Source organism: Mycobacterium sp. (genome assembly GCF_049647605.1).
Lineage (GTDB): Bacteria > Actinomycetota > Actinomycetes > Mycobacteriales > Mycobacteriaceae > Mycobacterium.
The window spans coordinates 1-13,161 of sequence record NZ_JBARXZ010000230.1 but is presented as its reverse complement, the minus strand read 5'-3'; the positions used below and the strand labels follow the sequence as shown (position 1 = coordinate 13,161).

Here is a 13,161-nt window from a genome sequence, read left to right as displayed (position 1 = left end):
TCCGGGGGCGGGATTTGTCGGCCGAGCAACAAAGCAAGTGCTTGGTAGGTTAGCCTACAGATGTGGAGGAGGTCCAGAAGTTCCGGGCGGAGGTCCGCGAGTGGCTGGCCGACAATTTGGTCGGCGAGTTCGCGGCGCTCAAAGGCCTCGGTGGCCCGGGACGTGAACATGAGGCGTTCGAAGAACGCCGGACGTGGAATCAGCATCTGGCCAAGGCGGGGTTGACCTGTTTGGGCTGGCCCGTCGAGCACGGTGGACGAGGGCTGTCGGTGGCGCATCGCGTCGCGTTTTACGAGGAGTGCGCCCGGGCGAACGCTCCGGACAAGGTGAATCACTTCGGTGAGGAGCTACTGGGGCCGACGCTCATCGCGTTCGGCACTCCCGCTCAGCAGCAACGGTTCCTGCCGCGCATCCTCGATGTCACCGAGCTGTGGTCGCAGGGCTATTCCGAGCCGGGTGCCGGTAGTGACCTGGCGAATGTGTCGACGACGGCGGTGCTCGACGGGGACAGCTGGGTGATCAACGGCCAGAAAGTCTGGACGTCGCTGGCACATTGGGCGCAGTGGTGCTTTGTGGTGGCCCGCACCGAGAAGGGATCGAAACGGCACGCCGGCCTGTCGTATCTGTTGGTGCCGCTGAACCAGCCCGGTGTCGAGGTCAGGCCGATCGTTCAGTTGACCGGCGACTCCGAGTTCAACGAGGTGTTCTTCGACGACGCCCGGACCGACAAGGACCTGGTGGTGGGGGAGCCGGGCGACGGCTGGCGGGTTGCCATGGGCACGTTGACCTTCGAGCGTGGGGTGTCCACGCTGGGCCAGCAGATCCGTTATGCACGTGAACTCTCCGGCATCGTCGAGATGGCACAGCAAAACGGGACCGTCGAGGACCCGGTGATCCGGGAGCGCCTCACTCGGGCCTGGGTGGGGCTGCGGGCGATGCGGTCATACGCCCTGGCCACCATGGACGTCGAGCGCCCGGGGCAAGATTCGGTATCAAAACTGTTGTGGGCCAACTGGCATCGTGGACTCGGTGAACTTGCCATGGACGTGATTGGCAAGGACGGGCTGACGCTCGACGGAAACGAGTTCGACGAGTGGCAGCGGCTGTTCCTGTTCTCCCGCTCGGACACCATCTACGGCGGATCGAACGAGATCCAGCGCAACATCATCGCCGAGCGAGTGCTCGGACTGCCCAGGGAGGCAAAAGGATGAGTTTGGCGGAAGCTCCACAGGAGATCGACGGCCACGGACTGCTCCGGGGCCGGGTGGTGCTGGTGACGGCTGCGGCCGGCACCGGAATCGGCTCGGCCACCGCGCGGCGCGCTCTTGCCGAAGGCGCCGACGTGATCGTCTCCGACTATCACGAACGCCGGCTCGGTGAGACCCGCGAGGAACTGGCGGCGCTGGGTCTGGGCAAGGTCGAGGCGGTGGTCTGTGATGTGACGTCCACGGCCGCTGTCGACGCGTTGATCACCGAAGCGGTGGCCAAAGCGGGGCGATTGGATGTGCTGGTCAACAACGCCGGTCTCGGCGGCCAGACCCCGGTGGTCGACATGACCGACGACGAGTGGGACCGCGTTCTCAATGTCACACTGACGTCGGTGATGCGCGCCACCCGTGCCGCACTGCGCTATTTCCGCGAGGCCGACCACGGTGGTGTCATCGTCAACAACGCCAGCGTGCTCGGGTGGCGCGCACAGCACTCACAGTCGCATTACGCGGCCGCCAAGGCCGGGGTGATGGCGTTGACTCGGTGCAGCGCGATCGAAGCCGTCGAGTTCGGGGTGCGGATCAATGCTGTTTCGCCCAGCATCGCCCGGCACAAGTTCCTGGAGAAGGCCAGCTCAGCGGATCTGTTGGACCGATTGGCCGGTGACGAGGCGTTTGGCCGGGCCGCCGAGCCGTGGGAGGTGGCGGCTACCATCGCGTTCCTGGCCAGCGACTATTCCAGTTACCTCACGGGTGAGGTCATCTCGGTCTCGAGCCAGCATCCCTGATCCGGTTCGCCAAGCAAGTGCTTGGTAGGTATCCTGCAGAGATGGCCAATGCCGCGCCCACCCGCCGCGAAGAGTTGCTGGCGCTCGCCGCGACCATGATGGCCGAGCGTGGTCTACGGGCGACCACCGTCCGGGACATCGCCGATGCCGCCGGCATTCTGTCGGGAAGTCTGTATCACCATTTCAAGTCGAAAGAAGAAATTGTCGACGAGGTGTTGCGGACCTTCCTGGACTGGCTGTTTGCCCGATACCAGGAGATCATCGACACCGAGCCGAATCCACTCGAACGGCTCAAGGGGCTGTTCATGGCATCCTTCGAGGCCATCGAGCACCGCCACGCACAGGTGGTGATCTACCAGGACGAGGCCAAGCGGCTGTCCTCACAACCGCGTTTCGCCTACGTCGAGGAACGTAATCGTGCGCAGCGCAAGATGTGGGTCGACGTGCTCACCCAGGGGATCGAGGAGGGCTACTTCCGGCCCGATATCGACGTCGACCTGGTCTACCGCTTCATCCGCGACACCACCTGGGTCTCGGTGCGCTGGTATCAGCCCGACCGCGGCAACGGCCTGACGGCGCAACAGGTTGGTGCCCAGTATCTTTCGATCGTCCTCGGCGGCATAGCGGCCGAAAAGAACTCAGCAGTCGAAGAGTAACCATCTGAGAAGGAGTCTGACATGCCCGAGGCGTACGTCGTCGAAGCCGTGCGTACCGCGGTCGGAAAGCGGAACGGATCGCTGGCCGGTCTGCATCCGATAGACCTCGGTGCCGCCGCATGGCGCGGAGTGTTCGATCGTGTCGACGTCGACCCCGGTGCGGTCGACGATGTCATCGCCGGCTGTGTCGACGCCATCGGGGGGCAGGCGGGCAACATCGGCCGGCTGTCGTGGCTGGCGGCCGGTTATCCCGAAGAGGTGCCGGGAGTCACCGTCGACCGGCAGTGCGGATCGAGTCAGCAGGCGATTTCCTTTGGTGCGCAGGCAATCATGTCGGGCACCGCAGATCTGATCCTGGCCGGCGGTATGCAGAACATGAGTCAGATCCCGATCTCGTCGGCGATGACCGCCGGTGAGCAATACGGTTTCACGTCACCGACCAACGAGTCCAAGGACTGGCTGCACCGGTACGGCGATCAGGAGATCTCGCAGTTCCGCGGCGCGGAGATGATCGCAGAGCGCTGGGATCTGTCTCGTGAGGAGATGGAGGAGTTCGCCCTGGCGAGTAACCAGCGTGCGCTGGCGGCCATCCGTGGCGGACACTTCGACAACGAGATCATCCCGATCGAGGGGTTCGGCGTCGACGAGTGCCCGCGGGAAACCACTCTCGAGAAGATGGCCGGGCTGAAGACGCTGGTCGAGGGCGGTCGGCTGACAGCCGCCCTGGCCAGTCAGATCTGCGATGGTGCCTCGGCGGTGCTCCTGGCCTCCGAGCAGGCGGTCAAGGACCACAATCTGAAACCGCGGGCGCGGATCCACCACATCAGCGCCCGTGGCGCCGACCCGGTGCTGATGCTCACCGGCCCGATCCCGGCGACGCGTCACGCGCTGGCGAAGACCGGATTGACGATGGACGACATCGACACCGTGGAGATCAACGAGGCGTTTGCACCCGTGGTGCTGTCGTGGATCAAGGAGCTGAAAGTCGATCCGGCCAAGGTGAATCCCAACGGCGGCGGGATCGCGCTGGGGCACCCGCTGGGGGCCACCGGCGCAAAGCTGTTCGCCACGATGCTCAACGAGTTGGAACGCACCGGCGGCCGCTACGGCCTTCAGACCATGTGCGAGGGTGGCGGCACCGCCAACGTCACCATCATCGAACGCCTGTAGTCGCCGAGATCAGCGGATGAAGCGAGTGGCGGCCTGTAGTTGCGCCACCGCATCGGCCACGATCGTCGGGACCAGCTCGGCACATGACGGCAGATCCTCGATGATCCCGGCCACCTGGCCCGACGCCAGCACGCCTGCGGAGGTATCACCTTCCACCAGACCGGCTTTCAGCAACATCGGGGTATTGGCCGCCATCACGACCTGGGACCAGGTGAGATCCTTGCCGTGGCGCATCGCCAGGCCGTCGGTCACCATCGACTTCCACGTCATGCCCGTCATCTTCTTGAACTTCTGGGCGTTGCGGATCGCGGCGGAGAAGCCACGCACCGGCGACCCGCTCTCGAGTTTCTCCACCAGGCCGGTGCGCAGCACCCGATGCGGCATGCCGTCGACCCGGGTCGACACCACGGTTCCGTCGAGAGCCGCGGCCAGGTAGCGCTGTTTCACCGCGTCGGGCACTGTCGAGTCCGACGTCAGCAGGAAGCGAGTTCCCATCGCGACGCCGGCGGCGCCGTAGGACAGCGCTGCTGCCAGCCCGCGGCCGTCGAAGAAACCGCCGGCGGCGATGACGGGCATGCCGGTATCGGCCACCGCGTCGAGCACCGAGGGCAATAGCAGGGTGGTTGCTATCGGACCGGTGTGACCGCCGCCCTCGCCACCCTGCACGATCACCGCATCGGCACCCCAGCCGGCCACTTTCTTGGCGTGTTTGGCCAGGCCGACCGACGGAATGACCACAACGCCGGCATCTTTGAGCTTGGCGATCAGATCCGGCTTCGGCGCCAGCGCAAATGATGCGACCTTCACCCCTTCCCGGATCAGCAGGTCGACGCGGTCGTTCGCGTCGCCGGCGTCGGCGCGGATGTTGATTCCGAAGGGCTTGTCACAGGTCGCTTTGACCTTGGTGACGGCGGTCCGCAGCTCTTCGAGCGTCATGGTCGCCGACGCCAGGATGCCCAGCCCGCCGGCGTTCGAGGTCGCGGCGACCAACCGGGCCCCGGCAACCCAGCCCATACCGGTCTGCACCACCGGATGGGTGATGCCCACCAGCTCGGTGAGGGGTGTGACCAGTTGTGTCATCACCGGATCTCTCTGTTCCGCAGCGCTTTCGGGTCGATGACCTCCTGCAACAGCTGCAGTTCCTCGGAGGTGGGCAGCCTGGTGGTCTCGGCGGATTCCAGTCCGTGCACCTCGAAGGAGGTGTTTTCGGCGACTTCCGCGGCGTCGACACCGGGATGCAGTGACACGGCGCGCATCTGGTGCTCAGGGCCGTCGAAGTCGAATACGCCGAGGTTGGAGACCACGCGATAGATGTTGGCGAACCGATAGGCAGGGTTGGCGGGATCGACCTTGTCCCAGCCGATGCCGGAGACGATATCGACCGACTCGCCGAACACCCGGGAGGTGTGGTTGCCGACCCAGTAGCTGGTGGCGTGGTTGATGCTGTTGCCGGGTGCGCCGCGGACGCCGAACATCTGCCGCTTGGGATGCTGGATCGGGCCGAAGGCCGAGAGGTTCTGGTTGCCGTAGCGGTCGATCTGGTTGGCGCCCATGACCACATGGCGGCGTCCCCATGCCAGTGTCTCGAAGACTCGGGAGAACGGCATCCAGCCCTCGATGTCCCCGACAACGCCGAGCGCCGGGGTGTCGGCCAGGATGCGGGCTTCGCCGTCGGTGAGCAGGATGTCGGGTGCGAAGGTCAGCCGTGCCAGGCGCGCTCCGACCGAGACCATGTTGGCCATCGGGCTGACCATGATCTCGCCGGCGTCGCGGAACAGTTCCGCGCAGGCGATGGCGCACACGTCGGCGCGGGTGGCGGTGGTCATTTGGTGGCCTCCTTGGCGAATGTCTGCACCGCAGCCTGGTAGTCGTCTTCGCTTCCGGACAGGTAGGTCGACACGAACTCCCGCCACCCGTCCTCGGTGCTCGCGGCCTCGGCGTAGTGCCGTTGAAAGCGCTCGTCGCGCTTGTAGTCGGGTTCCGCGGTGGTGAAGTGGGCACCGCCGGGCGCCTCCACCACGCTGTCGACCATCATCCTGTTGACCAACAGCGCTTGCGGGGGAACGGATTTGACCAGTTCTTCGGTGGTCACCAGCTTGTCGACACTGAGCAGCCGCCGGTCCGCTGCCATCAGGAACAGCTCGTCGAAGTACGGGTCGATCCCGGTGTAGGCGGCGTTGCCCCTGGCATCGCCGATGTTCAGATGCGCCAGGGCCACGTCCAGTCGGAGCGCGGGCATCGCGAGCAGCTCTTCGTAGCCGTCGCCGGTGGGGTACGGGGATGTCACAGTCTTGAGTTCGTCACCCCAGAAGGTGCGCACGTCGCTGCCCAGGCCGGCGCGGATCGGCAGGAACGGCAGTCGTGCGGCAGCTGCCTGCAGTCCGCAGCGCAACATGCCCTCGTCCATTTCGCGGGCTTCGATCGCGCCGGTGGTGCGGGCCTTGGCGAACCACGGGTCGTAGAACGGCGGTGAATCCAGGGACACGAAGCCGTAGTAGGCGCGCTTGACCTTGCCGGCCGAGCACAGCAGCCCGAGATCGGGTCCGCCGTAGGTGACGACGGTGAGGTCGGTGACGTCGGTGCGCAGCAGCGCCCGCACCAGGGCCATGGGTTTGCGCCGTGAGCCCCAGCCACCGATACCGATGGTCATGCCGCTTTCGACGTGGGCGACTGCCTCGTCGAGAGTTGTTGTCTTGTTGCTCATTTGCCGCCCTTTTTGTCGGTCCCCGCGAATGCGTCGCGGTGTTCGTCGGCGACGCCCGAGAGGTTGAGTTCGAAGGTGAAGCCCTGTTCCATCCGGTAACTGGAGTTGACCTTCTGGACGTCGATGAGGTTGAGGGCCTCCTTGGCGGCCCGGATCACCCTGGTGTCCTTGACGGCGATGTCACGGGCGACGCGCAGCGCCGCCTCGTCGAGATCGGCGCGGGGTACCACCTCGTGAATGGATCCGAAATGGTGCAGGGTGGTGGCGTCGACGGTCGCCGCGGTATAGAAGAGCCGCCGCATCATGTGCTGGGGCACCAGTCGCGACAGGTGGGTGGCGGCACCGAGGGCGCCGCGCTCCACCTCGGGTAGGCCGAAGACCGCGTCATCGGAGGCGACGATGACATCGGAGTTGCCGACAAGTCCGATGCCTCCGCCGACACAGAATCCATTGACTGCGGTGACAACCGGTACCGCACATTCGTAGACCGCCCGAAATGCTTCGAAGCAGCCACGATTGGCGTCGATCAGAGCGGTGAAGCCGACCGTCCGTTGCATCTCCTTGATGTCCACGCCCGCGTTGAAGCCGCGGCCTTCGGCTCGAAGGATCACCACGTGGGTGCTCTGGTCGCGGCCCACCGAGGTGATGGTGTCAGCCAGTTCGAACCATCCCCGAGAGGGGATCGCGTTGACCGGCGGGTAGTCGACGGTGACCGCGATGATGCCCGGCTCGACGGTCTTTGAGGAAATCGTCATGCGCTACTCCAGCTGGTTCTGGGGGGTCTGTACCTAAGCAAGCACTTGCTTGGTACGCTAGCACAGTGACCGATGCCACTGACAGTGCACTGGGGACCGTCCGGCTGGGCCTCGATGGCCGGGTTGTGCTCGTCACCGGCGGGGTTCGCGGCGTGGGTGCGGGGATCAGCGCCGTGTTCGCCGCACAGGGTGCGACGGTGGTGACGTGCGCCCGGCGCCCGGTCGAGGGGCTGACCTATGAATTCCTTGCCTGCGATGTCCGCGACGACGAGTCGGTGCGTGCCATGATCGACGCGATCGTGGCGCGGCACGGCAGGCTCGATGCGGTGGTCAACAATGCGGGCGGGTCTCCCTTTGTGGCTGCCGCCGAGGCCTCGCCGAAGTTCAGCTCCAAGATCTTGGAGCTCAATCTCCTTGGACCGCTCTCGGTTTCCCAGCATGCCAATGTGGTGATGCAGAAACAGGGTGGCGGATCGATCGTCAACATCTCCAGCGTCAGTGGGCATCGCCCCACCCCGGGTACCGCTGCCTATGGTGCCGCGAAGGCCGGACTGGACAATCTGACGGCCACCCTGGCGGTGGAGTGGGCCCCGAAGGTGCGGGTCAACTCCGTCGTGGTCGGCATGGTGGAAACCGAACAGTCCGAACTGTTCTACGGTGATGCCGAATCGGTTGCCGCTGTCGCGGCCACCGTCCCGCTGCGGCGGTTGGCCAAGCCTGCTGATATCGGTTGGGCTGCAGCATTTTTGACCTCCGAGGCGGCGTCGTACATCAGCGGCGCCACGCTCCAGGTGCACGGTGGCGGCGAGCCGCCGTCCTACCTGGATGCTTCCAGCGCGAACAAGTGAAGGAGTCGATGAATATGGGACTGGTCGACGGCCGTGTGGTCATCGTGACGGGCGCTGGTGGTGGCATCGGCCGGGCGCACGCGCTCGCGTTTGCGGCCGAGGGGGCCCGCGTGGTGGTCAATGACATCGGTGTCGGACTGGACGGTTCACCCGCGGGCGGCGGTAGCGCCGCCCAGGCAGTGGTGGATGAAATCGTTGCTGCCGGCGGTGAGGCGGTGACCAGCGGAGCCAACGTCGCAGACTGGGCGCAGGCCGAAGGTCTCATCCAGACGGCGGTGGACTCCTTCGGGGGTCTCGACGTCCTGGTCAACAACGCCGGCATCGTCCGGGACCGGATGTTCGCCAACACCAGCGAGGAAGAGTTCGACGCCGTCATCGCGGTCCATCTCAAGGGTCACTTCGCCACCATGAAACATGCGGCCGCACACTGGCGTGCCAGATCCAAAGCGGGCGACGTCGTCGATGCCCGCATCATCAACACGAGCTCGGGCGCCGGCCTGCAGGGCAGTGTCGGGCAGGGCAATTACAGCGCCGCCAAGGCGGCGATCGCCGGGATGACCCTGGTGGCCGCGGCTGAGATGGGCCGCTACGGCGTCACTGTGAACGCCATCGCACCCTCGGCACGTACCCGGATGACCGAGACCGTCTTCGCGGAGATGATGGCGACCCAGGGCGACAGTTTCGATGCGATGGCCGCGGAGAACATCTCGCCACTGGTGGTGTGGCTGGGCAGCGTCGAATCCCGGGATGTCACCGGCCGGGTCTTCGAACTCGAAGGCGGCAAGATCCGGGTGGCCGAAGGTTGGGCCCATGGCCCGCAGATCGACAAAGGTGCCCGCTGGGATGTCGCCGAACTCGGTCCGGTGGTCGCTGAACTGCTCGCGAAGGCCCGTCCGGCGGTTCCGGTCTACGGAGCCTGACACTCCACCGAACACGTTCAGGTGCTCAGCGCTGAGCTGAGCAAACACGAGATCTCGGTACAAAAAGGGCGGTTCCGTTTCGCGGGGAGCGAAAACGTCCAGTGAACTCCCAGGGGCGGATGCCCAGCGCTCGCCGGGGCGGCGTCTGCAAACCGGTCGGAGTCGCCGTCGGCGATGTCTTCCGCGGACGCTTCTGCTGGCTCGGATAGCGGCTGAACTGTTCCAACCGTGGGCTTTTGTGAGGTGGAACCGCGTCCCGTCGAGTGTGCCGGGGACCGCCGCGGGCAACGGGTACTTGCCGGTGGCTGCCATGGGTTGTCGGTCTAAGTGCGACACGGTGGGCTCCGTCACTCTCACTTGGCGCTATCGGTGATCCAGCCCACAGCTAAAGCCCCAGCCTGGGGGAGACGCCCACTAGTTATATGAACTAATCTAAGCCGACTGTTAGAGAAGGCTGAGAGTGGGACGAGGTTGCATGGCTGGGGCGTTGAAGCGGGCTTGGATCCCGTTGCTCATCGTGGTCGTCCTCTTGATCGCCGGTTTCACCGTCAACAGGATCCGTGGTTTCTTCGCCTCCGACGGCCCGCTGGTGACTCCGGTGAACTTCGCCGACGACCCGGAACCCTTCGAGCCCAAAGTCGTCGAATACGAGGTCTACGGAGCCGGCGGTCACGCCGACATCAACTACCTGGATCTTGACGGAAAACCGCAGCGGGTCGACGGTGCGGCGTTGCCGTGGCACGTCCGGCTCGAGACGACGGCGCCCTCGGCGATGGGCCAGGTGGTGGCCCAAGGTCCTGGCAGCAGCTTGACTTGTCGCATCCTCGTCGACGGCGAACTACGTGAAGAACGCACCGTTGACGGCGTGAGCGCCCAGACCTTCTGCATCGAGAAGTCCGCATGAGCATTTTTGGTGGCTCGAAGAACGACGAGCCGACCACGGATGCTTTTGCGCCCGTGAAACAGCAGCACCGGCCATTTCTCCCACGGATGATCCGCGCGTTTGCGGTGCCGATCATCCTCGCCTGGATCGCTCTGATCGCCGTCGTCAACACCGCGGTCCCGCAGCTCGAAACCGTGGGGCAGCTGCGAGCGGTGTCGATGAGCCCGGACGAGGCGCCATCGGTCATCGCGATGAAGCGTGTCGGAGAGAAATTCAACGAAGGCACTTCCGACAGTGCGGTGATGATCGTGTTGGAAGGCCAGGATCCTCTGGGCACCGACGCACACCGCTTCTACGACGAGATGGTCGTCAAGCTTCGGCAGGACACGGCACATGTCCAGTCGGTGCAGGACTTCTGGAGTGACCCTCTGACGGCACCGGGTTCGCAGAGCCCGGACGGCAAGGCCGCCTATGTGCAGGTGAAGCTCGCCGGCAACCAGGGCGAGGCGCTGGCCAACGAGTCGGTGGACTCTGTCCAGAACATCGTGACCGGTTTGCAGCCGCCCGATGGGCTGCAGGTGTTTGTCACCGGACCGGCGGCGTTGGCTGCGGACCAGCACATCGCCAGCGACCGCAGCATGCGGATGATCGAGGCGGTCACGTTCACGGTCATCATCGTGATGTTGCTGTTGGTGTACCGCTCGATCGTCACGACGATCCTGATGCTGGTGATGGTGGTCCTGGCGCTGTCGGCCACCCGCGGTGTGGTGGCGTTCCTGGGCTATCACGAGATCATCGGGCTGTCGACATTTGCCACCAGCCTTCTGGTGACATTGGCGATCGCGGCGTCGACGGATTATGCGATCTTCCTGATAGGCCGCTATCAGGAAGCGCGAAGTCTCGGTGAAGACAAAGAGACGGCCTTCTACACGATGTTCGGGGGCACCGCCCACGTGGTCGCGGGTTCCGGCCTGACGATCGCCGGTGCCACGTTCTGTCTGAGTTTCACCCGGCTGCCGTACTTTCAGACCCTCGGTATGCCGTTGGCGATCGGCATGGTCGTCGGCATCATCGCCGCTTTGACCCTGGGCACCGCGATCATCACGGTTGCCAGCCGGTTCGGGTTGCTCGAACCGAAACGGGCCATGCGTATCCGGGGTTGGCGCAAAGTGGGTGCCGCGGTGGTGCGCTGGCCCGGCCCGATCCTGATCGGCGCGGTGGCGTTGTCCCTGATCGGGCTGTTGACGCTGCCGGGGTATCGCACCAGCTACAACGACCGCCAGTACCTTCCCACCGACCTACCGGCCAACGAGGGTTATGCCGCGGCCGACCGGCACTTCTCGCCGGCCCGGATGAACCCCGAGCTGTTGATGATCGAAAGCAACCGGGATCTGCGCAATCCCGCCGATTTCCTGGTCATCGAGAAGATCGCCAAAGCGGTGTTCGGCGTGGAGGGTATCGCCCGCGTTCAAGCCATCACCCGACCTCAGGGGCAACCGATCGAGAACACCTCGATCCCGTTCATGATGAGTCAGCAGGGCGTCATGCAGACGCTGAATCAGAAGTACAACCAGGACCGCATGGCGGACATGCTGGTTCAGGCCGACGACATGCAGACCACCATCGACAACATGACCGAGATGTCTCGCATCACCACGGAGATGGCCGACACCACCCACCAGATGGTGGGGCAGATGAAGAACATGGTTGTCGACATTCAGAAACTGCGCGACAACATCGCGACCTTCGATGACTTCTTCCGGCCGATGCGCAACTATTTCTACTGGGAACCGCACTGTTACGACATCCCGATATGTTGGTCGCTGCGTTCGATTTTCGACACCATCGACGGTATCCAGATCATGACCGAGGACATTCAGGCGTTGATGCCGCAGATGGAGCGGCTGGACACCTTGATGCCTCAGATGGTCGCGCTGATGCCGTCGATGATCGAGACGATGAAGTCGATGAAGACCATGATGCTCACGATGCACCAGACGCAATCGGGCATGCAGGAACAGATGCGCATCATGCAGGAGAACGGCACCGAGATGGGGGAGGCCTTCAACGCGGCCAAGAACGATGACTCGTTCTATCTGCCTCGCGAAGCCTTCGACAATCCCGATTTCCAGCGTGGTCTCGAGCAGTTCCTGTCCCCGGACGGGCATGCGGTGCGGTTCATCATCAGCCACGACGGCGAACCGTTGTCCCCGGAGGGCGTGGCCCGGATCGACTCGATCAAGAAGGCGGCAAAGGAGGCCATCAAGGGGACCCCGCTGGAGGGTTCGACGATCTATCTCGGAGGCTCGGCGGCCACCTTCAAGGACATGTCCGACGGCAATGCCTACGATTTGATGATCGCCGGAATCGCTTCGCTGAGCTTGATTTTCATCATCATGCTGATCCTCACTCGGGCGGTGGTGGCCGCTGCGGTGATCGTCGGGACGGTGGTGCTGTCGCTGGGCGCCTCATTCGGTTTGTCGGTGCTCATCTGGCAGCACATCCTCGGTATCGAACTGCACTGGATGGTGCTGGCGATGTCGGTGATCATCCTGCTGGCCGTGGGCGCGGACTACAACCTGCTGCTGGTCTCCCGACTCAAAGAGGAGATACACGCGGGACTGAACACCGGCATCATCCGCGCGATGGGTGGCAGCGGTTCGGTGGTCACCGCCGCGGGCTTGGTGTTCGCGTTCACCATGATGTCGATGGCGGTCAGCGAGTTGACGGTGATCGGTCAGGTGGGCACCACGATCGGCCTGGGCCTGCTGTTCGACACGCTGGTGGTGCGGGCGTTCATGACACCATCGATCGCCGCGCTGCTGGGCCGGTGGTTCTGGTGGCCGCAGAACGTGCGGACCCGGCCGAAGCCGTCGCCGTGGCCGTCGCCGGCTGTCGAGAAGGAGTCGACGGCGGTGTAGCCGGACGGAGATCGGTTGCGCGCCAACGAAAGAGGCCGCCCCCCGAAAGGGAGGCGGCCTCTTTCAGCTATGGCTGGTTCACCAGGTCCAGACGGTTGGGTCGACCGGGGGGTAGTTCATGCAGACGTCGGTGCCGCGGGCGACGACGCCTTTGTTGTTGAAGAACAGTTTGGCCCAGTTTGGCCAGTTCCAGGCCAGGGTCTCGTAGAACGCGTTGGTGGCGGTCTCTTCGGAGTAGGCGCGCCGTCCCGCGAAGTCCATCGAGAAGAACCAGCTGATCCGGTCGCGGGCCCACTGCTGGACCTCGG

General features: G+C 64.5%; 13 protein-coding genes. 8 read left to right on the top strand and 5 right to left on the bottom strand.

Annotated elements, in window-relative coordinates; all coding sequences use genetic code 11:
- The first annotated feature begins 62 nt into the window (after positions 1-62).
- From ipdE1 to fadA6, 4 genes are read left to right on the top strand one after another with little or no spacing between them, the layout of a single operon-like run.
- A complete protein-coding gene (gene ipdE1, locus WBB07_RS28000; protein WP_526312756.1) occupies positions 63-1,211 on the top strand; it encodes an acyl-CoA dehydrogenase IpdE1 in 1,149 nt (382 codons plus the stop codon).
- A complete protein-coding gene (gene ipdF, locus WBB07_RS27995) occupies positions 1,208-1,996 on the top strand; it encodes a (5R,7aS)-5-hydroxy-7a-methyl-1-oxo-2,3,5,6,7,7a-hexahydro-1H-indene-carboxyl-CoA reductase (RefSeq protein ID WP_526312754.1) in 789 nt (262 codons plus the stop codon). The genes ipdE1 and ipdF overlap by 4 nt, the downstream gene beginning before the upstream one ends.
- Positions 1,997-2,037: 41 nt before the next feature.
- The gene (kstR2, locus tag WBB07_RS27990) at positions 2,038-2,652 is read left to right on the top strand and encodes a TetR family transcriptional regulator KstR2 (protein ID WP_526312752.1); all 615 of its coding nucleotides are present in this window, start codon (positions 2,038-2,040) and stop codon (positions 2,650-2,652) included.
- Positions 2,653-2,673: 21 nt separating this feature from the next.
- A complete protein-coding gene (gene fadA6, locus WBB07_RS27985; RefSeq protein WP_526312750.1) occupies positions 2,674-3,822 on the top strand; it encodes a steroid 3-ketoacyl-CoA thiolase FadA6 in 1,149 nt (382 codons plus the stop codon).
- A gap of 9 nt (positions 3,823-3,831) precedes the next feature.
- Here the strand turns inward: fadA6 and ipdC are convergent, their stop codons facing one another.
- From ipdC to echA20, 4 genes are read right to left on the bottom strand one after another with little or no spacing between them, the layout of a single operon-like run.
- Positions 3,832-4,902 carry a (3aS,4S,5R,7aS)-5-hydroxy-7a-methyl-1-oxo-octahydro-1H-indene-4-carboxyl-CoA dehydrogenase gene (ipdC, locus tag WBB07_RS27980; protein WP_526312748.1) on the bottom strand — a complete coding sequence of 357 codons (1,071 nt, stop codon included), beginning with the start codon at positions 4,900-4,902 and terminating at the stop codon, positions 3,832-3,834.
- The gene (ipdB, locus tag WBB07_RS27975; RefSeq protein WP_526312746.1) at positions 4,902-5,648 is read right to left on the bottom strand and encodes a cholesterol ring-cleaving hydrolase subunit IpdB; all 747 of its coding nucleotides are present in this window, start codon (positions 5,646-5,648) and stop codon (positions 4,902-4,904) included. Before ipdB ends, ipdC begins: the two co-directional genes overlap by 1 nt.
- Positions 5,645-6,526: a cholesterol ring-cleaving hydrolase subunit IpdA gene (ipdA, locus tag WBB07_RS27970; protein ID WP_526312744.1), complete on the bottom strand. Its 882-nt coding sequence runs from the start codon at positions 6,524-6,526 to the stop codon at positions 5,645-5,647. Before ipdA ends, ipdB begins: the two co-directional genes overlap by 4 nt.
- Positions 6,523-7,281, bottom strand: a complete 759-nt coding sequence (gene echA20 / locus WBB07_RS27965; RefSeq protein ID WP_526312742.1) for a (7aS)-7a-methyl-1,5-dioxo-2,3,5,6,7,7a-hexahydro-1H-indene-carboxyl-CoA hydrolase — start codon at positions 7,279-7,281, stop codon at positions 6,523-6,525. The genes ipdA and echA20 overlap by 4 nt, the downstream gene beginning before the upstream one ends.
- 89 nt (positions 7,282-7,370) lie before the next feature.
- Between echA20 and WBB07_RS27960 the strand changes: the two genes are divergently transcribed.
- From WBB07_RS27960 to WBB07_RS27945, 4 genes are all read left to right on the top strand, one after another.
- Positions 7,371-8,129 carry an SDR family oxidoreductase gene (locus WBB07_RS27960; protein ID WP_526312858.1) on the top strand — a complete coding sequence of 253 codons (759 nt, stop codon included), beginning with the start codon at positions 7,371-7,373 and terminating at the stop codon, positions 8,127-8,129.
- A 14-nt stretch (positions 8,130-8,143) separates the two neighbouring features.
- A complete protein-coding gene (locus tag WBB07_RS27955; RefSeq protein ID WP_526312856.1) occupies positions 8,144-9,049 on the top strand; it encodes an SDR family oxidoreductase in 906 nt (301 codons plus the stop codon).
- A gap of 475 nt (positions 9,050-9,524) precedes the next feature.
- Entirely contained in the window at positions 9,525-9,953 is a 429-nt protein-coding gene (locus tag WBB07_RS27950; protein ID WP_526312740.1) for an MmpS family transport accessory protein, read from the top strand.
- Positions 9,950-12,853 (top strand): MMPL/RND family transporter, encoded by a 2,904-nt coding sequence (locus tag WBB07_RS27945; RefSeq protein ID WP_526312738.1) that lies wholly within the window; start codon positions 9,950-9,952, stop codon positions 12,851-12,853. Before WBB07_RS27950 ends, WBB07_RS27945 begins: the two co-directional genes overlap by 4 nt.
- A 78-nt stretch (positions 12,854-12,931) precedes the next feature.
- On the opposite strand, the gene WBB07_RS27940 is transcribed toward WBB07_RS27945, so the two are convergent.
- Positions 12,932-13,161: DUF5078 domain-containing protein (locus WBB07_RS27940; protein WP_526312736.1), on the bottom strand; the 230-nt coding region annotated here is incomplete at its 5' end.

Coding starts and splice junctions, on each gene's coding strand:
- WBB07_RS27945 (WP_526312738.1), top strand. CDS start 9,950: ATGAGCATTTTTGGTGGCTCGAAGAACGACGAGCCGACCACGGATGCT.
- fadA6 (WP_526312750.1), top strand. CDS start 2,674: ATGCCCGAGGCGTACGTCGTCGAAGCCGTGCGTACCGCGGTCGGAAAG.
- WBB07_RS27950 (WP_526312740.1), top strand. CDS start 9,525: ATGGCTGGGGCGTTGAAGCGGGCTTGGATCCCGTTGCTCATCGTGGTC.
- echA20 (WP_526312742.1), bottom strand. CDS start 7,281: ATGACGATTTCCTCAAAGACCGTCGAGCCGGGCATCATCGCGGTCACC.
- WBB07_RS27955 (WP_526312856.1), top strand. CDS start 8,144: ATGGGACTGGTCGACGGCCGTGTGGTCATCGTGACGGGCGCTGGTGGT.
- ipdC (WP_526312748.1), bottom strand. CDS start 4,902: ATGACACAACTGGTCACACCCCTCACCGAGCTGGTGGGCATCACCCAT.
- kstR2 (WP_526312752.1), top strand. CDS start 2,038: ATGGCCAATGCCGCGCCCACCCGCCGCGAAGAGTTGCTGGCGCTCGCC.
- ipdA (WP_526312744.1), bottom strand. CDS start 6,526: ATGAGCAACAAGACAACAACTCTCGACGAGGCAGTCGCCCACGTCGAA.
- ipdF (WP_526312754.1), top strand. CDS start 1,208: ATGAGTTTGGCGGAAGCTCCACAGGAGATCGACGGCCACGGACTGCTC.
- ipdB (WP_526312746.1), bottom strand. CDS start 5,648: ATGACCACCGCCACCCGCGCCGACGTGTGCGCCATCGCCTGCGCGGAA.